Genomic DNA, 24,647 nt, shown 5'->3' with positions numbered 1-24,647 from the left:
AGTAAAGGGTTCGCGCAGAACCAGAGCCCTCGCGGAGAGGATGGGGCGCATGGCGAAGGAACGAAGCGGCGCGGTCGACCCGGCCCGCACCCTGGAACTGCTGTGGCGCGAGCCGGGACAGGGCGGCCCCCGGCGCGGCCCCAGGCAAGGTCTGACGGTCGACGCCGTCGTCCAGGCCGCCGTCGACCTCGCCGACTCCGGGGGACTGGACGCCCTGACCATGCGCAGCGTCGCCCAGCGACTGGGCGTCACTCCGATGACGCTCTACACGTATGTCCCGGGCAAGGCAGAGCTGCTCGACCTCATGGTGGACGCCGTCTATCTGCGGATGCCGCGCACCGATCACGCAGCCGCTCCGTGGCGTACGAGGGTGGAGGCCGTCGCGCACGAGAACCGCGACCTCTGTCGGCGCCACCCGTGGGTGGCGACTCTGCCCACCACACGCCCTCCGCTCGGCCCCGGACTCATGACCAAGTACGAACACGAACTGGCCGCATTCGACGGCCTCGGGCTCGATGACGTCGAGATGGATGCCGCCCTCACCTTCTTGCTCGGCTTCGTCCAGTCCGTCGCACGTGCCGACCTCGACACCCAGGCCGCCCCCCGCGACAGCGCCATGTCCGACGAGCAGTGGTGGGCCGTCAACGCGCCGCTTCTGGACAGGGTCTTCGATCCCGCCCGGTTCCCTCTCGCAGCCCGGGTCGGAAGCGCCGCGGGCGCGGCTCACCAAGGCGTGTACAACCCTGAACACGCCTTCGACTTCGGGCTGCAGCGCATCCTGGACGGCCTTGCCCACCTCATCGAGAGCCGGTCCCGATAGCTATCTCATCGGCCGACCCGCCAACGTTCTCGTTCACACCCAATGGCCGCCGACGGCGACCCCATGTGCGGTCCCGAGCTGGCCGGTTCGCACCCACGACCCTGACCTGCGGTCGATCGACCCCGGCCTCCGGTCGACTCGGTCGGTGGCTCCAGGGCCTCGCCGATGCCGGACCCCACGATCACCGGATCTGTGAAGGCCAGCCTCAAGAAATGTCGTTTCTGCAGGTCAGGGGCCCGCCTTCACCCGCGCGGGCGATCCCCGACGGGAGGGAACCGCGATTGAATCACATGAGCCGCGGGCGACGTCCCGCGACTCCCAGAGGAAGGGGCAACTCTCCCATGACCCTGCCGATTCGACAGCGCATCGTCGGCCTCTGCGCCGCGGTCGCGGCGCTGGCCGGCCTCACCCTCAGCAATCCCGCCCAGGCGGCGCCCGCCGCTCCCGCCGCCCCCTCGGGCCCCGTGGTCGTCACCAGCGTGGCCCACACCAACTACCTCATCCCCGACGACGGTTCAGGCGGCAAGGACACCTACCTGCAGGTGTACTACCGGGCGGACCACCCGTTCCCGCGCACCTTCCGCTTCGCCCCCACGCGGACAGCCCAGGGCGAAAGCGTCTACGAGTGGACGATCACCACCACCGGCAACTGCGCGGAGGTCCGAGGTGACGCAGGCTCCTACGTCTACCTGGCCCCGTGCCAGTCCACCAAGAAGGCTCAGTGGTGGCGGCTGCGGCCGACCGTCGACGGTAACGCCTGGGCCCTGGTGCCCTACCTCAACGAGGACCTCGCCGTCACCGCTACTTATGGCGACGACAACGTTGCGCCCCTGCGGGAGATGCCCGGCGGACACGCCACCGCTTCTCAGCTGTGGTTCCTGACGGGCTGACACATTCGCAGGACTCACTCCAGCCCCGCCGCACTTCCCGCCGCGGGGCTGAACGGTGCCCGGTCGCTGAACGGTGCCCGGCCGCTGTCAGCGCGGGATCCCGTCGAACACAGCCACCCCATACCGACCGCCGTCCTGAGCGGCGGGCGCATCGGGATGCCGGACGGCCCGTCCGAATCCCCCAACATCCGGCACTTTCTTCGTAAAGATGTGTGAATCGCCTCAAAGCAGACACTCGGGCTGAGCAGGGTCCCATGAGGTCCATGGGACTGCGTGGCTAGGAGGGTTGCCGATGAGCGAGTCCGTACATGACAGGGGCGGAAGGATCCAGCAGACCGGAGAGACGGTCAAAGCTGAGACGGCGGCCACCACCGGTCAGACACGACAGGCCGCGGGCCAGGTGACGGCCACGGCGGCGCAGCAGGTGAAGGCGGTCGCGGGAGAGGCTCGGCAGCAGGCCGGCTCGGTCGTCGGCGAACTGCGCGGCCGTGCCATGGACGAGGCCGAAGGACAGACCAGACGAGCCGCCGGGGTGCTGCGGCAGTGGGCACAGGACCTGGCCGAGCTCGCGGACAACGCTCCGGGCGACTCGCCCGCCCGCAGCCTCGCGTCCCAGGTGGCCGACCGCGGGCACCGGGCGGCCGACTACGTGGACAAGCAAGGCATCGACGGCATGGTCGACGACCTGCAGCGCTTCGCTCGTCGGCGCCCAGGGCTCTTCCTGGGCGGGGCGTTGCTGGCCGGGCTCGCTGTCGGGCGCCTTGGGAAGACGGCGGGCAAGGCCGCGCAATCCACCGAGGCCGGACAGGAGCAGTCCCCGGGAGCCGTGGGGCCACAGGGCTCGATCGAGCCCGACATGCCGACGCCCGCGCCCGGGACCGGTCAGTGGACACCGCCGCAGCCGCCGGTGTCCCCACCGGCCGCGTCGTCGGCCCCGCCGCCCGGCCCGCCCACAAGTGCGGCTCCCGGTGACATGCCGGAGCCTCCGCGTCCGGGGGTGTGAGGTGTCGTCGTTCCAGCCGAACCAGGGCAGCTCCTACGGGCAGGACCCATCCATGGGTGAGCTGCTGTCGCATGTGACCTCGGACATCCAGACCCTCTTCCGTCAGGAGGTCGAGCTGGCCAAGACCGAGGTCAGGCAGGAAGCCACCAAGGCGGGCAAGGCGGCGGGAATGTACGGCGGCGCAGGGTTCGCCGGCTACATGGCCCTGCTGTTCCTGTCGCTGGCCGCCGTCCTCGGCCTGGCCAACGTGATGGACGGCGGCTGGGCCGCCGTGATCGTCACTGCCGTGTGGGCCGTGGTGGCAGCCGTCCTCTATGCGCGGGGCCGCAGCCGGATGCGCACCGTCACTCCGAAGCCCGAACAGACCGTCGAATCGATGAAGGAGAACACGCGATGGGCACGTCACCCGACCAGATGAGGGCGGAGATCGACGCCACCCGCGACCGTCTGTCCACCGACGTCAACCGGCTCGCCGACCGGGCCAGCCCCCGGCACGCGGTGCGCCGTCGCACCGACCGGGTGCGGGGCAGGGTCATCGGCCTCCGCGAGCGGATCATGGGCTCCGCCTCCGACACCGCGCACAGTCTCGCCGACAGCACCCGGTCGGCGGCCGGTTCGGTGCAGGAAGGCGCCGGACAGGTGACCGACACCGCCCGCGACGCCGCCCAACAGGCCGGTGAAGCGGTCAGGCGGACGCCCGAACAAACGATGCGGAAGACGCAGGGCCATCCGCTGGCAGCCGGCCTGATCGCCTTCGGCACCGGGGTGCTGGCGTCCTCCCTGCTGCCGACGTCGCAGACCGAGCAGCAGGCTGCCTCCGGTCTGGTGCAACAGGGCCAAGAGGCCCTCGAACCGGTGAAGCAGGCCGCGCTCGAGTCCGCGCAGAGCCTCAAGGAAGGCGCGAAAGAGGCGACACAGAGCGCGGCCGAAGAGGTGAAGGGCACCGCCGAACAGGCCGTCCGCACCACCCAGGACGAAGCCCGCGATCAGGCCGGCACCGTGGCGGACCAGGCCCGCGGCTCCGCTCAGCACATCACCGACAAGAGCCGGGGACAGTGAATGCTCCGTTCAGCCCCGCGTGGCCGGTCCGTCCCGGCGGCGAGCGCCGCCGACGGGCGAAAGGCCTTCTCTTGGGTACTCGCCGCGGTGTGGGAGACCCGTGGCGGGCGCGCAGCCGTACCGCGGCGGGTCGAACAGCGAGAAAGGTGAGGTCATGAGCACGGTGAAGGAAGCAGTCGAAGTCGAGGTCCCCGTCCACACCGCGTACGACCAGTGGACCCAGTTCGAGGAATTCCCGAACTTCATGGAGGGTGTGGAGGAGGTCCGGCAGCTCGACGACCGCCACAACCACTGGGTCACCAAGATCGGCGGCGTACGGCGCGAGTTCGACACCGAGATCGTCGACCAGCTCCCCGACGAGCGGATCACCTGGCGTAGCACCACCGGAGAGACGCAGCAGAAGGGCATGGTCCGCTTCCAGCGCGTGGACGACACGCACACCCGGGTGGAACTCGTGATGGACGTCGAGCCCAGCGGCGCCGCGGAGAAGGCGGGGGACATGCTGGGGATGATCGACCGACGCGTCAAGGGGGACATGCGACGGTTCAAGGAGTTCATCGAACAGCGCGGGGACGAGTCCGGCGCGTGGCGCGGCCGCATCAAGCCCGGATGACCTGAGGGGCACGGTTCACCGGCCGCGCGTTCTCCGTCGCCCGCGGCCGGTGACCGGCCCGCCGCCCGGCGCCGGTCCGCCTTCGCCACCTCCTGGACCGGACGGCCCCGCACGCCGATCTCCGGCGCTGGGAGTCGTCCGGGCACCGGGCGGTGTGCAGGCGCAGGGCGCCCATGCGGAGAGAACCGGCCTCGCGGCGTCCGTCCGCGGGCCGGTTTTCGGCGCACGGCCCCGGGAACGTGGACGGTGTCCGCGCGTCATGACGCACGGAGGTGAGGTCCCATGCCCGGACGAGAGGAACTCCCCTCGACTCTGGAGCGCTCCGCCGAGGACGCCCAGCGCACCTGGATCAAGGCGCACGACTCGGCAGTGGAGCAGTACGGCGAGGGAGAGCGCGCCCACCGGGTGGCCTACGGCGCGCTGAAGCACAAGTACGAGAAGGTCGGCGACCACTGGGAGCGCAAGGAGGGCGGCCGTATGGGGCCCTCGGACCCGCGGTCGGCGCGGCCCCGGGGACGCGGCGGCCGCAGTGGCGAGGGTGTCGACGAGAGCGCCTCGAAGGAGCACCTGTACGACATCGCGAAGCGGCTGGACATCGGCGGACGGTCGCGGATGACCAAGGGGGAGCTGATGGAGGCGATCCGCAAGGCCAACCGTTCGAGGACGCGGGCCGCTCGCGGGTGAGTCGGTCACCGACCGGACGCGCGGCGGGCTCCTCTCCGTGGGGGCGGCGTCATGCGCCCCCGCGCAGGACGCACGGGCTGCGTCGCGCCGAGCAGCCACCGATCGGCGCAACATCGGGTTTCCTCCGCCCAGTCCCGCATACGGCGACCCGCGAACCGGATCGGTCCTGTGCCGCGGTCGGGTCGCCGAACCGGAGCCTCGGCGTCCAGCAGCGTACTGTCTGATATGTGCGAGATATCCCCTACGGCAGTTTGGACGGCGAAGAGGCCCTGGACGAGGCGCTGAGCGCCACGGTGCGCCGTACGGGGGCTCTGGCAGGGGGCGTGTACCTGCTGTCCGTGAGCGAGCCGGTGCTCGGCCTGGCGGCGGTGTGCGGAGTGCCGGTGGTGGCCATCACGCTGCCGCATCGGACGGCACTGTCGGCCGGGGGTCCGCTGACCGAGGCGGTGCGGGAGGACCGTCTGGTGTGGGTGGGACGGCAGGAGGACATGGCCCGCCTGTATCCGAACATGGCGGCGGCGTTCCCCTACCAGCTCGCGCTCGCCTGCGCCCCGCTGCACGGCGTCCGCAGGTGGGGCGCGCTGGGGCTGCTGTGGTCCGGAAACCACCCGCCGTCCCTGACCCGCCGTGAGCACAACCTGCTCATGTCCAGCGCGCGCAGCCTGACCCGGGCGCTGGACGACTCCCCCGCTCCCCCGGCGATCCCCGAGACACCCCGTGCCGTGACCCTGGGCCGGCGGCCCGGCCCGGATCCGGCCCAGACCGGGCTCGCCGCCGCCGACCTGGTTCAGCGGCTGCCCGTGGGAGCCCTCAGCCTGGATCTGGAAGGGCGCATCACCTACCTCAACGACGCCGCGGCCCGGCTGCTGGGCAGCACCGTCGACCGCCTCATGGGCACCGTGCCGTGGCAGGCCCTGCCCTGGCTCGACCACCCCGTCCACGAGGACAACTACCGCACCGCCGTCTTCAGCCGTGAGCCTGTGGCCTACACCGCGTTGCGCCCACCCGACAGATGGCTCGACTTCCGGCTCTACCCGGACGACAGCGGCATCAGCGCTCTCATCGTCCCCAACCAACAACGGGATCCGGCCGATGCGCCGCCGCCCCACATCACCGCGCACCTGGACAGCGCGCCCGAGGGGCTTCGCGCGGGGCGGATCCACCAGTTGGTCCACCTGGCGGCCGCCCTGAGCCAGACCGTCACCGTGGCCGACGTGATCAACGTGGTGGCCGACCAGGTGCTGCCCGCCTTCGGCGCCCAAGGCATGGTCGTCTCCGTGGCCGACGCCGGACGCCTGAAAATCATCGGGCACCGCGGCTACGACCCGCGCATCATCGCCCGCCTGGACGGTCTGCCGCTGGACACCCGGCTCACCCCGGCGGGCCAGGTCCTCCAGGGCGGCGTCCCGGCCTTCTACGCCGACCCCGCCGAGCTGGCCCGCGCCCACCCCCGTGCACCCGCACTCAGCGGCAAACAGGCATGGGCCTTCCTGCCCCTGGTCGTCTCCGACCGGCACGTCGGGTGCTGCGTGCTCTCCTACGAGCACCCGCACGTCTTCAGCGCCGGCGACCGCGCCGTCCTCGTCTCGCTGGCCGGCATCATCGCCCAGGCCATGGACCGCGCGCTGCTCTACGACGCCAAGCACCGGCTCGCTCACGGGCTCCAGCAAGCCCTGCTGCCCCACACCCTGCCGACCATCCCGAAGCTGAACGTCACCGCCCGCTACCTGCCGGCCGCCCAGGGGATGGACGTCGGCGGCGACTTCTACGACCTGATCCGCCTCAGCGACACCACCGCGGCCGCCGTCATCGGGGACGTGCAGGGGCACAACATCACCGCCGCCGCGCTCATGGGCCAGGTCCGCACCGCCGTCCACGCCAACGCCACCGTCGGCGCGCTGCCCGGTGAAGTCCTGGCCCGCACCAACCGGGTCCTGGTGGACCTCGACAACGACCTGTTCGTCTCCTGCCTCTACGTCCACATCGACCTGGCCGAACGGCGCATCTACCTGGCCAGCGCGGGACATCCGCCCGCGCTGCTGCGGGACCCTCACCCCGAACTCGCAACCCGTGTGCTCGACGTGGAGCCCGGGCCTCTGCTGGGCATCGGCATGAGCGTCGAGTCCGTCTATCGGGTCACGACCGCGGCGCTGCCCGTGGGTTCGGTCCTGGCCCTCTACACCGACGGCCTCGTGGAAACCCCTGACGCCGACATCACCGAGTCCATCACCACCCTGGCGCACCACCTCACCCTCGGCGGCGACCGACCGCTCGACGACCTGGCCGACCACCTCATCCACCACGCCGTCCCCCACCACACGCACACGGACGACACCGCCCTGCTCCTGCTGCAGAGCCGGTGACGGACCGGCGCGCACCCCGCCCGCCGTCGGCTTCGCACCGGGGCGCCCGGGGCCGCCGGGCGACCGGCCGCAACAGTGGCGGAGCCGGCAAGATCCTGTCACCAAGCTGTGAAGCATCTGGGAGACGCTTGTGCGCAGTCCGGCACACTTCGTGCCTCTCGATCGGGGGAACACCACCATGAGCACCGTTCACAGAGCTGCCGTCGTCCTCGCCGCCGTCTCCGCTCTGGCGCTGACCGCCTGCGAGCCTGCCGAAGACGGCGCGGCGAGCGGGGCCGGGACGGCACCGGCGGCGAGTCCGTCCGTGTCGGCCGCACCGGCGACGCCGTCCACGCCGCCCGGTTCCTCTGGGGCGTCGGGCGAGGGCCCGTCCGGCACGGAGGACCGCTCGTCGGCCGATCACGACGTCTTCCCGTGCAGCACGTACGACGTGAAGTTCACCGCGACCATGGCGGAACCCACGACCAGCAGCTACCTCCTGAAGATCACCAACAAGAGCACGAAGGCGTGCCGGGTACTGGGCCATCCGGTCGTGACCTTCGGCGACCTGGACGGACAGGCCACGGAGCGGGGCGAGGCCCCCGGGATCGAGGAGGCGCTCAGGCTCGAGCCGGGGGCGTCGGCCTACGCCGGTCTCATGGGCGGCGCCGACGACGGCAAGGGGAAGACCGTGCAGTTCATCGCGATGACCATGAACACCGAGTCCGATCTGGAACAGCCGCCGCTCAAGGCCAAGACCCCCGACCTGTACGTCTCGCCCGACACCAACTCCGTGACCGCCTGGGTGAACAACGTGGAGGACGCGCTCAGCCTGTAGGCGGGCTCGCTCGGCCGGGTCCCCGCCGACATCGGCCGGCCGGGCAACACCGCTGCCCCTGCCCCTGCCCCTGCCCCTGTCACTGTCACTGTGGGTAGCGATCGTCCCGCAGGCGGAAGCGCGCCTCGGAACCTACGGTGGTCGGAAGAAGGCCGGTAGGCCGGACCGCATGGAGGAGGCCGCGGTGGAGGAGCATTTCGTGTGGGTGACGACGCGCCGCATTCGGCCGGGCGCCCTGGAGGAGTTCGAGCGGGCATGGCGTCCTGACCCCTCGCCGCAGGGCATGCGCCGCGCGTTCGCGTACTGGTCGGAGGACGCGCAGGAGGTCACCGGAGTGTCCTTCTGGGACTCGAAGGAGGCATGCGACTCGTGGCGGACCTCCGAAGCGGAGGCGCAGCGGCGCGCGAACATGGCCGCGTACGTCGTGGAGGAGCGGGAGGGCTTCTACCGCGGCCGTGAACTCGCCGTCCCGCAGCGGTAGGCAGGGCTCCGGATCAGGTGCGGCGGGTGGCGGGCCCTCGGCAGGTGCCGGCGGGTTCTGGCGGGGGTGCGATGGACGTACCGCCGTGGTACGGCTGCGCGGGTACGGCCCGCGCAGCCGTGCACACCGCTGAAGCCCAGGCCGGGAGAGAGGCGCCCGACGTTCTGCGCGAGGCGGCTGCCGTCAGGTGTGCTCGTGCACCCTTTCCGCCGCTGCCTGTCCCCCGTCGGCCCGGGCGTCCCGGCGAAGACGGACTTCGACGTGTCCGTCGAGGACGCGGGTGTCGAAGGCGGGCTGGGGTGCGGTGGCGGGTCCGCGGACGTTCCATCCGTCCGAGAGCCGGAAGACGCTGCCGTGCCACGGGCACTGGACACACCCGTCGGCGACCGTTCCCTCGGACAGCGGGCCCGCGAGGTGGCTGCATCGTTCGGCCAGTGCGTGGATGGTTCCGCCGGATGCGCGGTACACCAGGACCGGCACGTCGTCCACGAGGCGCCGTACGGGCTGCCCGACCGGGAACTCGGCCACCCCACCGATCCGGTGCCAGCCCTCACGGACCACGTGCGGGACCTCTTCCGCATGGTTGGCGCCGGAGGCCTGACGGTAGGCCAGGTGACCGCCCAGCATCCCGCCGAGCCCCACCGCCGTCAGGCCCAGGAAGCCGTACACCCGGCCGGCCGCCGTACGCCCCTTGAGACGGCAGGCGAGCGAGGTCGCGTACAGCCCCACAGCCGCCCAGTTCGCCGCCGCGTGCACGAGTCCGACACGCGCCTGCTCACGGTGCAGCTCCGCCCAGTCGACCGCGCCCGCCAGCGCGGACGGCGCGGCGGCGGCCAGCCCGACCCCGACGAGCAGGCCCGCCTCCCGCGAGCGGCCGGGCCGCGTGTCCAGCACGGCCGCGGAAAGCCAGCTTCCGATCGGGACCTGCACCATCAGCGGATGGACGGGGTGTCCCAGCCACCTGCCGTGCAGCACATCCCGTACGGGCCCCAGTGGCAGGGACCGTACCCCCGCCTGAAGGCGGTCGATCACCGGGTCGGCCTGGGGCATGCGCTCCAGACGGTCCAGGAGCCACAGGACCCGGTTCTGCTGAAGGCGACGGCGACGCGGCGTTGCACTCATGGGCGCCGAGTCCCCGCCCGGTCACAGGACAAACGACGCGCGAAGGCCCCCCGCAGGTCGTCATCACGGGCCGGGCCCACGCAGGGTCGTCCTCACGACAGGTCCTCCTTGCGACAGGTGTGGACGAACCCCCACCACCCGGCCTTCGCGCGTGCGGCAGCGGGCATCCGCGGAACCTCCGTACCCCCCGGTGGCAGGTGTCCGGGCCGGGTGAGAGCGTGCATGTCCGGGGGCCGTTCGCCGCTGGACCTGCCCGGCTTTCCGGCGCGTCCCCGGGCGCCCCCTGGCGGCCCCGTCGGCGCCCCCGGAAGGAGGCAGGCATGTCGTCCTCCTCGGACCCTCGCGGCTCCGCGCCGCGAAGGCGGACGTGCACCGGCCCGGGGCCGACCCGAGCACGGATGCGGCGACCGCGACCGAAGCTGCGGCTGCGCTTCGACGGCCGGATCGCCGGAATGGGCACCTCGTCCGGGACGCGCATCGTCGTCGGCCACTGGCAACGGTCGCCGTTCGGGCCGTTCAGTGACGTGATGCTCGAACGCGCCGACGGAGAGCGCCTGCTGCTGGCCCGTTCGCGGGAGACGGCGGACTTCATCAGCGACACCTACGCCTTCGACGCCGTGCACGTCGTTCCGGTCGACGTGCGGGTCATCGGTGACACCTGGACCGTCTCCGCCGGGCCACTCGACCTGCGCTTCACCACCGGTCGTCGAGGACTCCTCGGACTCCTGCTGTGCGCCGTGCCCGCCACGCGCGCCCGCCGCCCCGCGTGGTGCGCGCTGACGGACTGGCCCGCCCGCCTGCTGCTGCGCGGCGTGCGCACCCGAAGCCCTGTCGGCGACGGCCGTAGGGAGTGGTACGGCGCCCGGGACCTGCGGCCGGTCCGCACGGTGACCGCGGCCTACGAGGGCACCGACCTGGGTGCGGCGGCCCAGGTGGAGCCGCCGGTGCGCTTTGGGTTCGGCTCGGTGCCCCGGAAACCGTCCGTCACACGGGTCACGACGACGGTGGCACTGGCCCCGGAGTGAACCCATCCTGCCGGGGTACCCGGCCGGCCGCCGAAGGGGACGGCTGACGCGGCCGTCGCCGAGGCCCCGGCCGGAAGGCGCCTACCCGCACGACCGCTTCGCAGCGGAGTGCAACGGCCCCGGAGCCGAGGACGAGGCGGAGGAGAGGAGCCGGGAATGGCGGTGAGGTCCGTCCGGTCCTTGAGCGGTCTCGTCCGGCCGCGTCACGGTGCCCCGGCCGGGGAACGACGACGCGGGCCGACGACCAAGTCCCGGCTCCTGACGACGACCGAAGCCGGTTTCCGCCTGATGAGCAGGCTGCGCCGGGCCCCGGCTCTGCATCCGCAGGGCCTGACGTGCACGGCCGACCTGGAGATCCTCGCCGACCCGGGCGAGCCCTGGAACGCGGCGTGGCTGGACACGCCCCGGCGGTACACCGCGACCGTGCGCCTGTCGCGCGCGGCCGGCCTTCCTCGACGCCTGCCCGACGGGCTGGGCCTGGCCATCCGCGTGGAGCAGGCCGACGGCTTTGACCGGATCCTCGACCTGCTCCTCACGAGCAGCGGCCCGGGCCGGCTCACCCGGCATCTGCCACTGCCCCGCGCCGACGCCCTGGCAGGCCCCTACTCCAGCCTCCTCTCCTACCGGGTCGGTGGCCGAACGCGCCTCCTCGCCGCTTTCCCTCGGCGCTCCGGTCGGGCACCGGTGTCCGGCGATCCCGCGAGTCTGCGCAAGGCCCTCGCCGCCGCCCCGCTCGTGTTCGACCTGTGCGCCGAAACCTCGGACCGAACGTGGCGTGCGTTCGGCGTCCTCACGGTACGGACGCCTCTGCCCCGCGGGCAGGAGGACGGCATCGCCTTCGACATCTATGGACACAGCGCTCCCGGCCTCACTCCGGGCGGCACCCTGGCCGCGACACGCCGCGCCGCTTATCGGGGCTCCCGGGCAGGCCGTCGATAAGCCTCCCGTCCCCACATCCCGACCTGCCACTCGGGCGGGCGGATGAATCCGCCGTTCAGCCGAAAAAACCAGGGAAACCAACGAGCGGCGGCCCATCACCAGGCTTAGTTTCCGCTGAGTCGGCTACACACTGGCCAGCACTCCATTTCTGCCGATTTGAGGAATCGATGGCAACACACACCGAGCCCGTCGCCCCGGTACCGACGGCAGAGCGCCGCAGCCGCGGTCAGGTGATCGTCACCTGGCTGACCACGACCGATCACAAGAAGATCGGCCACCTCTACCTGATCACGTCGTTCGGGTTCTTCCTGGTCGGCGGAGTGCTGGCGATGGCCATCAGAGCGGAGCTGGCCCGGCCTGGGCTGCAGCTGCTGTCCAACGAGCAGTACAACCAGGCGTTCACCATGCACGGCACAGTCATGCTGCTGCTGTTCGCGACGCCGACGTTCGCCGGATTCGCCAACGCGATCATGCCGTTGCAGATCGGCTCCCCCGACGTCGCCTTCCCGCGCCTCAACATGTTCTCCTACTGGCTGTTCCTCTTCGGCGGCCTGATGGTGATCAGCAGCCTGACGGTTCCCGAGGGCGCAGCCGACTTCGGCTGGACCGCCTACACGCCCCTCAGTGGCGGCGAGCGCACCACTCAGCTGGGCGGCGACCTGTGGGTCATGGGGCTGGCACTTGCTGGCTTCGGCACGATTCTCGGCGCCGTCAACTTCATCACCACGATCATCTGTATGCGCGCCCCCGGCATGACCATGTTCCGGATGCCGATCTTCACGTGGAACGTGCTGCTCACCTCGGTGCTGGTGCTGCTCGCCTTCCCGGTCCTGGCCGCCGCGCTGTTCGCCCTGGAGGCGGACCGCAAGTTCGGCGCGCACATCTTCGACCCGGAGAATGGCGGAGCGATCCTCTGGCAGCACCTGTTCTGGTTCTTCGGCCACCCCGAGGTCTACATCCTCGCCCTGCCCTTCTTCGGCGTGGTCACCGAGATTCTTCCGGTGTTCTCCCGCAAGCCGATCTTCGGCTACATGGGCCTGGTCGGCGCCACCATCGCCATCACCGGCCTTTCCGTGACCGTGTGGGCCCACCACATGTTCGCCACCCAGGCGGTGCTGCTGCCGTTCTTCTCCTTCATGAGCTTCCTGATCGCCGTGCCGACCGGCGTGAAGTTCTTCAACTGGATCGGCACGATGTGGAAGGGCTCGATCTCCTTCGAACCACCGATGCTGTGGGCGGCCGGCTTCCTGGTCACGTTCCTCTTCGGCGGCCTGACCGGCGTGCTGCTGGCCTCGCCGCCCATGGACTTCCACGTCACCGACAGCTACTTCGTCGTGGCCCACTTCCACTACGTGCTCTTCGGCACGATCGTCTTCGCCATGTTCGGAGGATTCAGCTTCTGGTGGCCGAAGATGACAGGAACCATGCTCGACCACCGTCTGGAGAAGATCCACTTCTGGACGTTGTTCGTCGGCTTCCACACCACCTTCCTCGTCCAGCACTGGCTCGGCGCGGAGGGCATGCCCCGCCGCTACGTCGACTATCTCGCCGCCGACGGCTTCACCGCGCTCAACACCATCTCCTCCATCGGCTCCTTCCTCCTCGGCCTGTCCACCCTGCCCTTCCTCTACAACGTCTGGAGGACCGCCAAGGAGGGCAAGCGGATCGAGGTCGACGATCCCTGGGGCTACGGCCGGTCCCTGGAGTGGGCCACATCCTGTCCGCCACCCCGCCACAACTTCGTCAGCCTGCCCCGCATCCGCTCCGAATCCCCCGCCTTCGACCTGCACCACCCGGACCTGGCGGAAATCGAGTACCGCGAGCACGCCGGCAGGCGCGACGCACTGGACGCGGAGAGCCACAGGGGCGAACCGCAGTGAGACACGGCAGACACCGCACCGCGCACGACGACACCGACGCGCCGACCCACACGGTCGAGGGCTAACGCACTTCGGGAGGCCAGGGCCCTGTGCGCCCGGAAGCCCTGGTTGGCCACCGCTCCCTCACGCCACCTGCTCAGTCGTCAGGGCCGTGGGCATCTGTGCGAGGAAGGGGCCCACGCCGGTGCGGCGGCCCGGCCGGAGGACGGCGTGGCGTTGCCCGGAGCCCGGTCCGCCGCGGGCAGCGAGAGCGTCGGCCACGACGCCGGTGGTGAAGGCGTAGACGGCCTGGTGGACCAGGTCCACGACGAGTTCGGTGCGGAGCCGGGTGGAGGGCGGGGCTCCCCCACCGGCCGCGTTCTCGAGGATCCGGTCGCTGGTCAGCCGCACGACGGTGCATTTGGCCGAGGCGACCGGTCCCCGCGGTCCGATCTGTGCAATGGCCGAGCGCAGCACGCCGAGAACGGCCGCCTGGCCGTAGTGCATGGCCCAGTTGACCATGAGTGGCTGGGTGGCGGGGCGTTCGGGCGGGCCGGTCAGCCGCTGGAGGACCTGCGCGGGCACATGGGAGTCGGGCCGGCGGTCCCGGCCTGCTCGACCTTCTCGCCGAGGGTCATCACGACACCTCCGGCCGTACCGGCGCCCGTCCCTTCCCCAAAGCACGCTTGATCATGCCCCGACAAGTACCCTCTGCCGGTCCCGCCACCCGCGTGAGCTCGTGACAGGACCATCATTCACCGGTGGTCTTTGCCACCAGCGCGCCGTACGTCAGTTGCAGAGCGTCCGCCCCGGCCAGGGCGGCCAGCGCGCCCATCACCGTGCGCGTGGCGCGCGGCCAGAGAAGCTGCCCGGCGGTCAAAGTCGATGCCACCCACACGCTCATGCAGAAGGGGCAGGTCAGCAGCTCCCCCACGGTGTCCTTGCCGGGCTCGGACCGCGCTTCCTCATGCAGTTCCGACGGCCCCTGAGGCCCCACGTACCGTGTGAAGGGAGCCCGCAGCGGGCTGGTCACCGATGCTTTGCTCAGCAGTCGGCTGAGTCGGAAGGTGGCCACCGAGGTGAGCGCCACGTCCCAGGGCTCCGGCCGGTCGGGCAGCGGCCGCCCGCGGACTCGGACAGCCGTCGCCCATGCGGCCGTGTACAGACCGAACCCCGCCATCGCTCCGAGATAGCCTCCCAGGGGCCGCTCCTGCCCTGCCGAGTAGTTTCGTCGCGTACGTCGCAGTAGCCCGTTCACTCGTGGTGCGAGCCGGCTGCCGGCTGAAGTGCCCATGGGCGAGCTCCGTTCCCTTCTGCGCCCTCGGCGGTTCTGATCCGTTCTGCGGCGTGCTGCCGTGCCCACGGCGCCGGCGCGCGCTTCTGCGACGGTGCCGTCGCCTTGCTTCGTTCGTGAGCCGCCGGGTTCCCCCTGCTCATCTGGATAACCGCGAAGTCGGCCCGCCCCGGGGCGCCGCCCCTCGTCGTCGGACGCACGTGAGGCCCACAGGCCACGTGAGGCCCACAGCCCACGTGAGGCCCACATGCGGAGCGAGGGCGGCACCCTGCGACGGACACTTAACACTTTGCCCGCTTTGTTGCAGTTTGCCATGAAACGGGCACGGCACTCGGTCATCCACGAGCCTGCGCTCCTTCCCGAGAGGACAGTGGGGACCCATGACGACGATCGGTGTGGAGGAGGAGTACCTGCTGGTCGACCCGGTCACGGGTCTGCCCGTGCCGCATGCGGACAAGGTGCGCGCCGCGGCGGGACTGGCGTCTCTCGCGACCGACCAGGAGGTGCAGTGCGAGCTGCTGCAGGCGCAGGTGGAGGTGGCCACCCCGGTGTGCGGCACGCTGGAGGAGGTCGGGGGGCATCTGCTGCGCCTGCGCCACGCCGTCGGCGCCGCCGCCGAGACGCACGGCTGCCGGATCGCCACCTGCGCGACCCCGCCGCTGCGTCACGGTCGTCCCGTTGCCATCACCGACCGGGCCCGTTACCGGGCCATGGCCGTTCAGGCGCCGCAACTGGTGGCGGAGCAGATGGTCAACGGCATGCACGTCCACGTCGCCGTACCCAGCCGTGATGCGGGTGTGCAGGCCCTGAACCGGATCCGGGTGTGGCTGCCGACGCTGACGGCGATCTCGGCGAACTCCCCGCTGTGGGACGGCCACGACACCGGCTTCGCCAGTTGGCGCACGGTGATCTTCAGCCGCTGGCCGGTCAGCGGTATGCCGCCGTCCTTCCGGGACGCCGCGGATTACGACCGGCGGGTGGGGCAGCTCCTGGAGAGCGGTCTGATCTCGGACACCGGTCAGTTGTACTGGCAGGCCCGCCTCTCGGACCGGTACCCCACTCTCGAGGTGCGCTGCCTGGACGTGCAGCTGCGCGCGGACGAGGCGGTCATGCTCGCCGGGATCGTCCGGGCCCTCGTCGAGATCGTCCTCGCGGACGCGACTGCCGGGGCTCCCGTGCCGCACTGCGCCCCGGAACTGCTGCAGGCTGCCATGTGGCACGCGGCCCGCCACGGCCTGAGCGACACCTTGATCGATCCCAGAGGCGGTCGGCGGCGGGCCGGCGACGTGCTGTACGAGCTCCAGCGGCACATCGCTCCCTCACTCGAGACCACCGGCGACAGCCGGCAGGTCACCGCTCTGGTCCACCGGCTCCTGCAGAACGGCACCGGGGCGGACCGGCAGCGCGCCGCCCTCGCCCGGGGCGGAATCCGGGCGGTCACCGACCTGGTCACCGTCGAGAGCACCACGCCGTGACCCGGCTGCCGGCGAGCCGGCAGGAGCCCGTGCCGGTGTCGATGGTGACGGCGCCGTTCCTCCCGAGGCTCAGCCGCGAAGGTGCTCCTGCGCGACCGCCAGCGCCGCCGCCATGATGCTCAGCTGCGGATTCACCTGGGGGCAGCTGGGCAGGACCGAGGCGTCCGCGACCAGTACTCCCCGCACCCCGCGGAGCCGGCCCGCCGGGTCGGCCGGGCAGTGCTGCGGGTTCGCCCCCGCGGCGACCGTGCCGGTGGGGTGGTAGGCCGAGAGGTGCAGCTGCCGGGCGCTCGTGCCGGCCAGGACGGCGTCCAGTTCGGCGAGGTCCCGCACGCGCGGGGTGCGGGGGATTCCGGTGAGCACCTCCTCCGCGCCCGCGGCGAACAGCAGCTCCCCCATGGCGCGCACGGCCCGCATCAGCCGGGCCGCGTCGCGGCGGTGCACGTCGTAGCGGAGCAGCATGCGGTCGCGGCCGAGGACACGCCCGGAGGGACGGTCGGCGATCATGGCGCCGAGCGTGGCGAGCCGGTCGGCGCACTCCAGTTCGCGACGCAGCTCGCCGCCCAGTCCGGGGAGGACGAAGGAGCCCATGCCGGGCGGGGTGGCGGTGGCCTCGATGAGGACGCCGTCCCTGTGGTGCTCCTCCACTCCGACGCTCTGCAGCACGCCCTCCCAGGCGGTGACCGGATCCGCGAAGCGGCCTGCGACGCTCGTCGCCGGGTGGACGCTGAGGTTGCGACCGAGACGCGGATGGCCGCCGAGGCCGGAGCGCCGCAGCAGCGGCGGGGACTGCAGGGCGCCCGCCGCGACGACGACCAGAGGGGCGAGGATCTCGAAGCCGCCGCCGGGCCGGCGTACGCGCACGCCTGAGGCGCGCGCGCCTCCGGGGTGGTCCGGGTCGACGAGGACGCGTTCCACCCGCGCTCCGGTGACGATGCGGGCGCCCGCCGCGCAGGCGTCGGGCAGCACGGAGAGCTGCACGCTCTGCTTGGCGCCGGTGGGACAGCCCACCACGCACTGGCAGGAGCCCCGGCAGCCGGGCGCGTTGCGCCGCAGGGGCGCGGCCTGCCATCCGAGTGCGCGGGCACCGGCGAGCGCGAGCCGGCCGTTGCCGCCGAGCACGTCCAAGGGCTGGGTGGCCACGCGCAGGGTGCGTTCCACCTCGTCCAGATGCCGGTCGAAGCCGTCGGCGAGGGTGAAGCCGAAGTCCTTGCTCCACTGGGCGAGGACGTGGCCCGGGGTGCGGTAGCAGGTACCGGAGTTGACGACCGTGGTGCCGCCGACGGCTCGGCCCACCGGCAGCAGCAGGGGTGGTGCGCCCACCGCGACCGTGGCCCCGCCGTCCCGGTAGAGCTCGGTGAACCGCTCGAGGGGCGCGCGCCGGCCGAACGACTCGGTCGCATGGTGCTGTCCCTCTTCGAGGACGACGACGTCCAGCCCGGCCCGTGCCAGGGTTCGCGCCGCCATCGCCCCGCCGGCGCCGGAGCCGATGACCACGGCGTCGGCGGTGGAGCGGGCGGGCCAGGCGTGGGCGGGCGTCAGGTCGAGCGGCGGGTCCTTTCGTATCGGTCCACGCGGGGCCGAGCCGCCCTCCTGGAGCATCCGCTCCGTCCCGGCCGACAGGAGGACGGGGACTTTGATCAGGTCCAGGAGCGGGAGGAGTGCGGGCCGTGCGGCCAGTGCGCCGAGTACGGACTCCCGTTCGCGCGGGGTGAGCGCGGCCAGGGTGCGCCCGGTGCGCGCCATGGCGTAGGCGTCGATTCCGTGGGCCGCCGCGCGCAGGCCGGCGCGGGCGGCGAGCGGCATCGTGGCGAGGAGCGTGTCCAGTCGGGTGGGAACGCGCCGGGGCCAGTCGGCGGTGCCGTCGTCGGCGAGGAGGGCGGCCACCAGGCCGTCGAGGCTCATCGGGTGCCCACCTCCGCGTGGGCCGTGCCGTCCAGTGTCCAGGCGGCCTCGGTGCGCCAGCCCCCGAACCACCACCGCTCCACCAGGACGTGGGCGTCGGCGCGTTCGCTGTTGCGGCACGTCGCGTGCCCGCCGTCGGGGTCGGTGTAGTCCAGGGCTAGGGTGCGGTCCTCGGGCTGGGTGACCTCGACCCGGATCCGGCGCAGACCGCAGCGGCCGGTGACCGTCCACGTGGGCAGAGCGATGTCGGCCCGGAATCGGCCCGCTCCCGCCCACCCGACGGCCGACCGCTCGGGGCGGCGGGGCCAGGTGCGGCCGCTGCGGCGCAACCGGAGGAAGACCAGGGGCGGAAGCCTGCGCAGCCCCGGACGCGTGGAGACGGCGGCGACGATCTCCAGGACGTCCCCGCCGCCCAGGTCGGCGTGCAGCCAGGCCCAGCGGCGGGCGTTGCCGTGGCCGTAGATCCGGGCCGACGCGCCGGACGCGGCGGTGAGGGTCAGCGTGCTGCCGTCATGGGTGACGGTGCCGTCGTACGAGGCCCGCGCGGCCGGGAGCATCTGGGCGGCCGGCAGCAGCGGTCGGCGCCAGGCCCAGCGGGGGAAGGTGAACAAGGGCTGGTCCGTGGGTACTTCGGAGAGGTCCCAGCGCAGGGCTCCGTCCCCGGCCGAGCCGGTCAGGCGGCCGGGCCGGACCGCTGTCCCGTCGCCGCTGAAGCCGGACTCGTCACCAGTCCACGGGGCGGGACCGAAGCGAGCGTGGCGCACGGGACCGTCCTTGGGGAACACAGCGGCCCAGCCGTGCCCGTACGGTGCGGATCCGTCGGCAGGGGCGGTCAGTTCGTGGTGCAGCCACAGGCCGGTTCCGGTGGCCGGGTCGGTGACGGTGGTGTACCACACCTCGGTACGGCCCGGCTCGCCGCGCCAGCGTGGCGCGAGGTGGGCACCGGCCTCCTCCTGCCGCGGGAAACGGAAACTCGCGAGGAACGGCAGGAGTTGCGTGCCGAGCGCGAACCGCAGGGTGCCGGTGCCGATCCGCGCGCCGTCCTCCCAGAGGGTGTACGGCAGCACGGTCATCGAGGCGACGGGTCTGCGCGAGGTGACGGACTTCCAGCCGTCGAGGGTCAGCCGCCGGCCGTCGGCGGTGAACCTGATGCGGTAGCGGATACGGCGTCGCGCCCACGGCGAGATCTCCAACTCGCCTTCCGCGCGAGGATCGTCGGCCCACCCGGCGATCCGCATCCGGCCGGCGCCACGGGCCTCGGTCGTGCCGGACAGCCGCAGGAGGCGGTCGGCGGAGACCGTCAGATCGAGACGGACGCGGCGCGTGCGGTCCTCGGCGTCGAGCCGCAGTGCGCCGAGCATCGTCTCGCGGAAGACGGTGCCGCGAGCGGGGGCGACGTCCGCGCTCATGCGAGGCCCTCCAGCATGATCCGCTCGGTCGCCGTCAGATACCCCTCGGCGGCCCGCCGGGCGCCCGCCTCGTCACCGGACACCACCGCGTCGACCACCGGCTCAAGTCGCCCGCGGGCGACCTGGGGATCCGTGAACGGCGCCCTGAGTGCGGCGCGTACCGGCAGGTAGGCGTTGAAGAGCGTGTTGGTCAGCAGGACGTAGACGCGGTTGCCTGTGGCCCGTGCCAGGGCCCGGTGGACCTCGATGTCCGCGAGCTGCACGGCGTCGGCGTCCGTTGCGTCCCCGACGGCCGTCAGCAGCGTCCGCAGCTCGGCTCGTTGCCGGTCGGTCGCCCGGGCCGCGGCACGCTCGGCGATCAGCGCTCCGATACCGCGCCGCACTTCGAATACCTCCCTGATCCAGTCGGGGCTGTGCCGTACGAGCATCGGCAGCAGGTCGGCTCCGCCCAGCCGGAGGTAGTCGCGCACGCGGGTGCCGACGCCGTGCCGGGTCTCCAACAGACCGGCCTGCATGAGCCGCCCGAAGGCGTGCTTGAGGGTGGTGCGGGTGACGCTGTATCCGTCGGCGAGCGTGCGCTCGGGCGGCAGGTAGCTGCCGACCGGGTGGCGTCCGCTGAGGATGTCCTCACGCAGCCGGCTCTCCAGAACATCGACGATCGTCTCGCGGGGCAGTGCCTCCACGCCGTCCTCCCAGTGGCTCAGTGGATGAGCCACTCAACCAACACACGTGCGCGCAGTCAACGGGTTCGGCACGCCCAACTCCCTTTTCACGTTGCCGAATTGCCCACGCCATCGTTCCGGCACCCATGGCGCCCGCCCGCTCGCCGCCCGGCAGTTGGCGCCGACTCGCAGGCAGCCGGCGGCCGGGGCTGCCTGCCACCGCGAGCGGAACCCCACCTCGACACCCGAAAGTTGAACGTGTTCAATTGGCGTGCCGGGGTGCGTGAGGGAGGGGGCCGGAGATGGGGAAGCCGAGGACGGGCAGGTGGGGCGTCGCCCTGGGGAGCACCGCCATCGCGCTGACCGTGACGAGCGGGTGCAGTCCGTACGGGTTCTACTCGGGTACCGGCGTGCACGACGCGACGGTCGCGGAGCTCGCGGGCACATGGAACTGCATCGAGGGCACACAGGTCACCCTCCGCCGCGACGGCACGGCGGTCTTCCAGCGGCTCGACGGAGCGGACTTCGCCTTCGACGACGGCTGGCGCCTGTCGGGCAACGGGACCTGGAGACTCACCGATGGCGACGACGGCCAGGAGATCCGCCTTGCCTTGAACGACCGGACCGGCATCGAATACCGCACGGACCACACGAGGGACGCCACGTCGGTCTCCGTGCCGCCGCCCACGACGTACACCTGGGACCTCTACGTGGACCGGGACAAGGACAGAAGACTGTGGTTGTTCTTCTTCTACAGCGACCCGGACGCCGGAAACAGATACGTCCTCTCCCGCCCCCGCGCGTGACCCGGCTCCCGGCAGTGCCCCGCGCCGCCCCTCCCGAGAGAGACGGCACCCGGGGCCGGCCCCGGCGGCACCGCAGCCGGCCGGGGCGGGCCCTGGGGACGGTCACTTGCGCCAGAAGAGGTGGTGTGTCACGCCGCTCGGGCTGGGCACGACCTCCAGGTGGAACCGGTCGAGCAGTTCATCGGGGGATTCCCAGAGCCGCAGTCCAGAGCCGAGCTTCACCGGCGAGACCGCCACGTGCAGGGTGTCGACGAGGTCGGCGTCGAGGAACTCCCGGATGGTGGTGACCCCGCCGCCGAGGCGGACGTCCTTGCCCTGCGCTGCCTCGCGCGCCTGCTCGAGGACCGTGGCCGGGTCGCCGTCGACGAAGTGGAACGTGGTGTCGGAGAGGGTGAACGAAGGCCGCTTGTGGTGGGTCATGACGAACACCGGGGTGCGGAACGGGGGTTCCTCACCCCACCAGCCGCGCCACTCGTGGTCGTGCCAGGGCCCGCGCTGGGGCCCGAACTTGTTGCGGCCCATGATCTCGGCGCCGATGTTGCGGGCGTAGTCCCGGGTGAAGTAGTCGTCGAGGCCCCGGCTGCCGCCGGGGTCGGTGCGCATGGGCCAGCTCGCCGTGGCGCCGGCCCAGGCGAACAACCTCTCGGGATGGTCGTGACCGAACGGCCGCTCGAAGCTCTGGTCCTCGCCGGCGGCGATGCCGTCACTCGAGACGTTGAAGTTCTGGACTCTCAAGAGTTGAGCCACATGTTCCTCCAGTGGTGATCTGACAACGACGGGGTGACTCTCCGGGCCGGCAAAACTCACCGCTACGCCTTGACCGATCGGAGAACGGGCTACCCCATGAGGACCTCGTTCCTCCGGATCCGCGACTCGGGCCCGGCCTCCCTGCCCTAACCTGACGTGCATGAACGTACCGGGGGACGTGATCGACGCACGCTTCGAGCTGATCGAGCGGCTCGGCAGTGGGGGGATGGGCACGGTGTGGCGGGCCCGCGACACCGTGCTGGGCCGGGAGGTCGCCCTCAAAGCCGTACGCCCCGACGCGGAGGCCTCCCCCGCCGTGCGTGAGCGGGTCATGCGTGAGGCGAGGGCGCTGGCCCGGCTCAACGACCCGCACGTGGTGACCGTCCATCAGATCGTCGAGGCGCATCCGCACCCGTGGATCGTGATGGAGCTGGTGCCCGGCCGGTCACTCCAACAGCGGTTGTCCGAAGGCTCGTTGAGTCCGGCCGAGGCCGCGGCGGTCGGACGTCAGGTCCTCACCGCGCTGCGCGCCGCCCATGCGGCCGGCGTCCAGCACCGGGACGTCAAGCCGGCGAACGTCCTGCTGCGCCCGGACGGCACGGCGGTGCTCACCGACTTCGGCATCGCGGCTTTGCAGGGGACCTCCGCGCTCACCGCCACGGGTGAACTCGTCGGCTCTCCCGAGTACATGGCCCCCGAGCGCATCCGTGGCCACGACGACCCGGCCTCCGACCTGTGGTCCCTCGGGCTGGTGCTGTACGTGTGCGTGGAGGGCGTGAGTCCGCTGCGCCGGGAGACCACACTCGCCACTCTCGCCGCCGTCCTCGACGACCCCGTTCCACCGCCCGTACGCTCCGGCCCCCTGGCACCGGTCCTGCAGGCCCTGCTCGTACGCGATCCCGCCGCCCGTCCGGACGCCGTCCGGCTGGACGCTCTGCTGGCCCAGGTCGAGAGGGGCGCCCAGCCGAGGTGGGACCGGCCGACACTGACCGCGGCACCGGTCCCGGCTCCGACGGCGCCGCCGGCGCCGCCTGTGCCGGGGCCGCCGACGCGGACCGACAGCGCCCTCCCGGGATCTGACCACCGCCGTCGCAGCCCGGCTCTCACCGCCGCGCTCGCCGTCCTGGCCGTCGTCGGGGTTGCCGGCCTCGTCCTCAGCCTGCGCCCGTTCGACGACGGCGCGTCCGCCGACCGGGCGGGCGGTCCCCCGGCGAGCACGTCGGCCACGCCCGTCACTCCGCCCCGGAGCACGGCAGCGGAGGAGAGCCCCAGCGCGTCCGCGCGTTCCCGCCGGCCCTCGCCCTCCACGCCGGTCACGGCCGAGTCCACGCCGTCTCCGGCCGCGAACGGCCGCTGGATCGCCCAGCTCTACTCGGAGCCGGTCTCCTCGGGCACCGCGGCCCGCGACCGGCGCCTCGAACGCATCCGCGCCACCGTGCCCGAGGCACTGGTCCTGCGCAGCGACGACTACGCCTCGCTCCGCCCCGGCTTCTGGGTGATCTACGCACCCGGCCCCTTCACCGACGGCCGAGCGGCCCTGTCGTTCTGCGCCGAACGTGGCCACACGACGGCGGTCAGCTGTATCGGGCGTTTTCTCAGCGTCAGCTCGGACGACTTCGCGCTCCAGTGCCGCCCTCCGGCGTCGAGTCCGACGGGCCGGTGCACTCGAGGAACGTAGGGGTGCGTGCCGGGGCGGGCAGCGGGCTGCCCCGGTCGAGCGATGCCCCCCGCAGCCGGCACCGGACGTGGCCGCACCGGGACGGGCCCTGGTGCCGGGCGTTCAGCACAGCACCGGCAGCGAGGCCGGCAGCACCCTCGCGGTGACGGGGAGGACGGCGTCGACCTCGCCGTCGGTGCCGTAGGGCACCGGCTGTTCGGCCTCGATGCGGATCTCGCGGCCCCGCAGGGTCCGCACTTCCGGCCGGCGGATGTGCGCGCCCGTCGTCAGCTCGTTCATCAGGGTGAAGAAGAGGCGCCGTGGCGCGTGACGGATCATCACCACCTCGAGGAGTCCGTCGTCGATCCGCGCGTCGGGGGCGATGATGCGGCCGGAGCCGTAGTAGGCGGAGTTCGCGGCCACGACGGTGTAGCCGCGGTGGGTGTGCTCCTCGCCGTCGACGGTGACCCGGTAGTCGGCCGGGCGCCATGTGGCCACCGCGCGCAGTCCGCCCATGTAGTAGGAGGCGGCTCCGCGCAGTACTCGGGCGTGGTTGGCGTGGCGGTTGGCGAGGGCGTCCACGCCCGCGTACACGCTGCCGAGTGCGACGGTGCGGCCGTGGGCGGACTCCACCTCGATCGTGTCGACGAGGCGGGGGGCGTGGTCGAGCAGGATCCGGGCCAGCGCGGCGGGGTCGGTGGGCAGTTCCAGCGCTCGGGCGAAGTCGTTGCCGCGGCCGGCCGGGACCAGTCCGAGGACGGTGTCGGTTCCGCTGAGGGTCCCGCCGATGCCGCCGGCGATGCCGTCGCCGCCGACGGCGAGGACGACGCGGTCCCGTGCCCCGGCCTGCCGGGCGAGGTCCTGCGCGTGGGTCAGGCTGCGGCTGTACTCGGTCTCCAGCCCGGCCCCGGCCTCCCGCAGCAGCCGGGCCACCCGCAGCAGTGCCGCCACCCCGGTGGATCCGCCGGCGGTGGGGTTGACGATGGCGGTGAACTGTCGCATCGGTGTGCCTCCGAG

The 24,647-nt window shown here is 72.1% G+C and carries 24 protein-coding genes; 16 read left to right on the top strand and 8 right to left on the bottom strand.

Features of this window, described 5'->3' with window-relative positions:
* Nucleotides 1-49: 49 nt before the first annotated feature.
* The 10 genes from ACIHAR_RS28095 (at nucleotide 50) to ACIHAR_RS28050 (ending at nucleotide 8,730) form a co-directional block, all read left to right on the top strand.
* Nucleotides 50-820, top strand: coding sequence for a TetR/AcrR family transcriptional regulator (locus ACIHAR_RS28095; protein ID WP_400022455.1), 771 nt, complete (start codon nucleotides 50-52; stop codon nucleotides 818-820).
* Between the two features lie 341 nt (nucleotides 821-1,161).
* Nucleotides 1,162-1,710 (top strand): hypothetical protein, encoded by a 549-nt coding sequence (locus ACIHAR_RS28090; RefSeq protein WP_400022454.1) that lies wholly within the window; start codon nucleotides 1,162-1,164, stop codon nucleotides 1,708-1,710.
* 292 nt (nucleotides 1,711-2,002) lie between these two features.
* On the top strand, nucleotides 2,003-2,713 hold the full coding sequence (locus ACIHAR_RS28085) for a hypothetical protein (protein ID WP_400022453.1): 711 nt from the start codon (nucleotides 2,003-2,005) through the stop codon (nucleotides 2,711-2,713).
* Nucleotides 2,714-2,765: 52 nt separating this feature from the next.
* The gene (locus ACIHAR_RS28080) at nucleotides 2,766-3,131 is read left to right on the top strand and encodes a phage holin family protein (protein WP_400022452.1); all 366 of its coding nucleotides are present in this window, start codon (nucleotides 2,766-2,768) and stop codon (nucleotides 3,129-3,131) included.
* Complete coding sequence (locus tag ACIHAR_RS28075) at nucleotides 3,107-3,772, top strand: DUF3618 domain-containing protein (RefSeq protein ID WP_365453651.1); 666 nt, start codon at nucleotides 3,107-3,109, stop codon at nucleotides 3,770-3,772. The genes ACIHAR_RS28080 and ACIHAR_RS28075 overlap by 25 nt, the downstream gene beginning before the upstream one ends.
* Before the next feature lie 154 nt (nucleotides 3,773-3,926).
* Nucleotides 3,927-4,385 (top strand): SRPBCC family protein, encoded by a 459-nt coding sequence (locus tag ACIHAR_RS28070; RefSeq protein ID WP_400022451.1) that lies wholly within the window; start codon nucleotides 3,927-3,929, stop codon nucleotides 4,383-4,385.
* A 282-nt stretch (nucleotides 4,386-4,667) separates the two neighbouring features.
* Nucleotides 4,668-5,069, top strand: coding sequence for a ChaB family protein (locus ACIHAR_RS28065; RefSeq protein ID WP_365453657.1), 402 nt, complete (start codon nucleotides 4,668-4,670; stop codon nucleotides 5,067-5,069).
* 227 nt (nucleotides 5,070-5,296) lie between these two features.
* Nucleotides 5,297-7,432, top strand: a complete 2,136-nt coding sequence (locus ACIHAR_RS28060; protein ID WP_400022450.1) for a SpoIIE family protein phosphatase — start codon at nucleotides 5,297-5,299, stop codon at nucleotides 7,430-7,432.
* A 178-nt stretch (nucleotides 7,433-7,610) separates the two neighbouring features.
* Nucleotides 7,611-8,249 carry a DUF4232 domain-containing protein gene (locus tag ACIHAR_RS28055; protein WP_400022449.1) on the top strand — a complete coding sequence of 213 codons (639 nt, stop codon included), beginning with the start codon at nucleotides 7,611-7,613 and terminating at the stop codon, nucleotides 8,247-8,249.
* Nucleotides 8,250-8,433: 184 nt separating this feature from the next.
* Nucleotides 8,434-8,730, top strand: coding sequence for a hypothetical protein (locus tag ACIHAR_RS28050; RefSeq protein WP_365453666.1), 297 nt, complete (start codon nucleotides 8,434-8,436; stop codon nucleotides 8,728-8,730).
* Nucleotides 8,731-8,913: 183 nt separating this feature from the next.
* On the opposite strand, the gene ACIHAR_RS28045 is transcribed toward ACIHAR_RS28050, so the two are convergent.
* On the bottom strand, nucleotides 8,914-9,852 hold the full coding sequence (locus tag ACIHAR_RS28045; protein ID WP_365453668.1) for a Rieske (2Fe-2S) protein: 939 nt from the start codon (nucleotides 9,850-9,852) through the stop codon (nucleotides 8,914-8,916).
* 398 nt (nucleotides 9,853-10,250) lie between these two features.
* On the opposite strand from ACIHAR_RS28045, the gene ACIHAR_RS28040 reads away from it, so the two are divergent.
* The 3 genes from ACIHAR_RS28040 (at nucleotide 10,251) to ctaD (ending at nucleotide 13,696) form a co-directional block, all read left to right on the top strand.
* Nucleotides 10,251-10,877 carry a hypothetical protein gene (locus tag ACIHAR_RS28040; RefSeq protein ID WP_400022448.1) on the top strand — a complete coding sequence of 209 codons (627 nt, stop codon included), beginning with the start codon at nucleotides 10,251-10,253 and terminating at the stop codon, nucleotides 10,875-10,877.
* Between the two features lie 156 nt (nucleotides 10,878-11,033).
* Entirely contained in the window at nucleotides 11,034-11,816 is a 783-nt protein-coding gene (locus ACIHAR_RS28035) for a phosphodiesterase (RefSeq protein ID WP_400022447.1), read from the top strand.
* A 167-nt stretch (nucleotides 11,817-11,983) separates the two neighbouring features.
* Entirely contained in the window at nucleotides 11,984-13,696 is a 1,713-nt protein-coding gene (gene ctaD / locus ACIHAR_RS28030; RefSeq protein WP_400022446.1) for a cytochrome c oxidase subunit I, read from the top strand.
* Between the two features lie 123 nt (nucleotides 13,697-13,819).
* On the opposite strand, the gene ACIHAR_RS28025 is transcribed toward ctaD, so the two are convergent.
* The gene (locus ACIHAR_RS28025) at nucleotides 13,820-14,260 is read right to left on the bottom strand and encodes a hypothetical protein (RefSeq protein WP_400022445.1); all 441 of its coding nucleotides are present in this window, start codon (nucleotides 14,258-14,260) and stop codon (nucleotides 13,820-13,822) included.
* A 166-nt stretch (nucleotides 14,261-14,426) separates the two neighbouring features.
* Complete coding sequence (locus ACIHAR_RS28020; protein ID WP_400022444.1) at nucleotides 14,427-14,969, bottom strand: DUF1360 domain-containing protein; 543 nt, start codon at nucleotides 14,967-14,969, stop codon at nucleotides 14,427-14,429.
* A 380-nt stretch (nucleotides 14,970-15,349) separates the two neighbouring features.
* Between ACIHAR_RS28020 and ACIHAR_RS28015 the strand changes: the two genes are divergently transcribed.
* Nucleotides 15,350-16,444, top strand: a complete 1,095-nt coding sequence (locus tag ACIHAR_RS28015) for a glutamate--cysteine ligase (protein WP_365453686.1) — start codon at nucleotides 15,350-15,352, stop codon at nucleotides 16,442-16,444.
* Between the two features lie 69 nt (nucleotides 16,445-16,513).
* Here the strand turns inward: ACIHAR_RS28015 and ACIHAR_RS28010 are convergent, their stop codons facing one another.
* Genes ACIHAR_RS28010 through ACIHAR_RS28000 form a run of 3 tightly spaced genes read right to left on the bottom strand, consistent with a single transcriptional unit; the run spans nucleotide 16,514 to nucleotide 20,474 of the window.
* A complete protein-coding gene (locus tag ACIHAR_RS28010) occupies nucleotides 16,514-18,349 on the bottom strand; it encodes a GMC family oxidoreductase (protein ID WP_365453689.1) in 1,836 nt (611 codons plus the stop codon).
* A complete protein-coding gene (locus ACIHAR_RS28005) occupies nucleotides 18,346-19,758 on the bottom strand; it encodes a hypothetical protein (RefSeq protein ID WP_365453692.1) in 1,413 nt (470 codons plus the stop codon). Before ACIHAR_RS28005 ends, ACIHAR_RS28010 begins: the two co-directional genes overlap by 4 nt.
* Entirely contained in the window at nucleotides 19,755-20,474 is a 720-nt protein-coding gene (locus ACIHAR_RS28000) for an FCD domain-containing protein (RefSeq protein WP_365453695.1), read from the bottom strand. The genes ACIHAR_RS28005 and ACIHAR_RS28000 overlap by 4 nt, the downstream gene beginning before the upstream one ends.
* Nucleotides 20,475-20,722: 248 nt before the next feature.
* Here ACIHAR_RS28000 and ACIHAR_RS27995 point away from each other — a divergent pair, with 248 nt between their 5' ends.
* The gene (locus ACIHAR_RS27995; protein ID WP_400022443.1) at nucleotides 20,723-21,226 is read left to right on the top strand and encodes a hypothetical protein; all 504 of its coding nucleotides are present in this window, start codon (nucleotides 20,723-20,725) and stop codon (nucleotides 21,224-21,226) included.
* Between the two features lie 102 nt (nucleotides 21,227-21,328).
* Here the strand turns inward: ACIHAR_RS27995 and ACIHAR_RS27990 are convergent, their stop codons facing one another.
* The gene (locus ACIHAR_RS27990) at nucleotides 21,329-21,973 is read right to left on the bottom strand and encodes a dihydrofolate reductase family protein (protein WP_365453701.1); all 645 of its coding nucleotides are present in this window, start codon (nucleotides 21,971-21,973) and stop codon (nucleotides 21,329-21,331) included.
* Nucleotides 21,974-22,133: 160 nt separating this feature from the next.
* Here ACIHAR_RS27990 and ACIHAR_RS27985 point away from each other — a divergent pair, with 160 nt between their 5' ends.
* Nucleotides 22,134-23,651 (top strand): serine/threonine-protein kinase, encoded by a 1,518-nt coding sequence (locus ACIHAR_RS27985; protein ID WP_400022442.1) that lies wholly within the window; start codon nucleotides 22,134-22,136, stop codon nucleotides 23,649-23,651.
* A 102-nt stretch (nucleotides 23,652-23,753) separates the two neighbouring features.
* Here ACIHAR_RS27985 and ACIHAR_RS27980 read toward each other — a convergent pair whose 3' ends face one another.
* Entirely contained in the window at nucleotides 23,754-24,632 is an 879-nt protein-coding gene (locus ACIHAR_RS27980) for a YegS/Rv2252/BmrU family lipid kinase (RefSeq protein ID WP_365453707.1), read from the bottom strand.
* Between the last annotated feature and the right edge of the window lie 15 nt (nucleotides 24,633-24,647).

It is taken from the genome of Streptomyces sp. NPDC052016, assembly GCF_044548445.1.
In the GTDB taxonomy this organism is placed as follows: Bacteria; Actinomycetota; Actinomycetes; order Streptomycetales; family Streptomycetaceae; genus Streptomyces.
Note: the sequence above shows the minus strand (reverse complement) of the source record. Positions and strands in the feature narration are given on the sequence as shown.

Excerpts from the sequence above, each read along its gene's own strand:
- ACIHAR_RS28095 (WP_400022455.1), top strand. The coding sequence starts at position 50 with ATGGCGAAGGAACGAAGCGGCGCGGTCGACCCGGCCCGCACCCTGGAA.
- ACIHAR_RS28090 (WP_400022454.1), top strand. The coding sequence starts at position 1,162 with ATGACCCTGCCGATTCGACAGCGCATCGTCGGCCTCTGCGCCGCGGTC.
- ACIHAR_RS28085 (WP_400022453.1), top strand. The coding sequence starts at position 2,003 with ATGAGCGAGTCCGTACATGACAGGGGCGGAAGGATCCAGCAGACCGGA.
- ACIHAR_RS28080 (WP_400022452.1), top strand. The coding sequence starts at position 2,766 with ATGGGTGAGCTGCTGTCGCATGTGACCTCGGACATCCAGACCCTCTTC.
- ACIHAR_RS28075 (WP_365453651.1), top strand. The coding sequence starts at position 3,107 with ATGGGCACGTCACCCGACCAGATGAGGGCGGAGATCGACGCCACCCGC.
- ACIHAR_RS28070 (WP_400022451.1), top strand. The coding sequence starts at position 3,927 with ATGAGCACGGTGAAGGAAGCAGTCGAAGTCGAGGTCCCCGTCCACACC.
- ACIHAR_RS28065 (WP_365453657.1), top strand. The coding sequence starts at position 4,668 with ATGCCCGGACGAGAGGAACTCCCCTCGACTCTGGAGCGCTCCGCCGAG.
- ACIHAR_RS28055 (WP_400022449.1), top strand. The coding sequence starts at position 7,611 with ATGAGCACCGTTCACAGAGCTGCCGTCGTCCTCGCCGCCGTCTCCGCT.
- ACIHAR_RS28045 (WP_365453668.1), bottom strand. The coding sequence starts at position 9,852 with ATGAGTGCAACGCCGCGTCGCCGTCGCCTTCAGCAGAACCGGGTCCTG.
- ACIHAR_RS28040 (WP_400022448.1), top strand. The coding sequence starts at position 10,251 with ATGCGGCGACCGCGACCGAAGCTGCGGCTGCGCTTCGACGGCCGGATC.
- ACIHAR_RS28035 (WP_400022447.1), top strand. The coding sequence starts at position 11,034 with ATGGCGGTGAGGTCCGTCCGGTCCTTGAGCGGTCTCGTCCGGCCGCGT.
- ctaD (WP_400022446.1), top strand. The coding sequence starts at position 11,984 with ATGGCAACACACACCGAGCCCGTCGCCCCGGTACCGACGGCAGAGCGC.
- ACIHAR_RS28020 (WP_400022444.1), bottom strand. The coding sequence starts at position 14,969 with ATGGGCACTTCAGCCGGCAGCCGGCTCGCACCACGAGTGAACGGGCTA.
- ACIHAR_RS28015 (WP_365453686.1), top strand. The coding sequence starts at position 15,350 with ATGACGACGATCGGTGTGGAGGAGGAGTACCTGCTGGTCGACCCGGTC.
- ACIHAR_RS28010 (WP_365453689.1), bottom strand. The coding sequence starts at position 18,349 with ATGAGCCTCGACGGCCTGGTGGCCGCCCTCCTCGCCGACGACGGCACC.
- ACIHAR_RS28005 (WP_365453692.1), bottom strand. The coding sequence starts at position 19,758 with ATGAGCGCGGACGTCGCCCCCGCTCGCGGCACCGTCTTCCGCGAGACG.
- ACIHAR_RS27995 (WP_400022443.1), top strand. The coding sequence starts at position 20,723 with ATGGGGAAGCCGAGGACGGGCAGGTGGGGCGTCGCCCTGGGGAGCACC.
- ACIHAR_RS27985 (WP_400022442.1), top strand. The coding sequence starts at position 22,134 with ATGAACGTACCGGGGGACGTGATCGACGCACGCTTCGAGCTGATCGAG.
- ACIHAR_RS27980 (WP_365453707.1), bottom strand. The coding sequence starts at position 24,632 with ATGCGACAGTTCACCGCCATCGTCAACCCCACCGCCGGCGGATCCACC.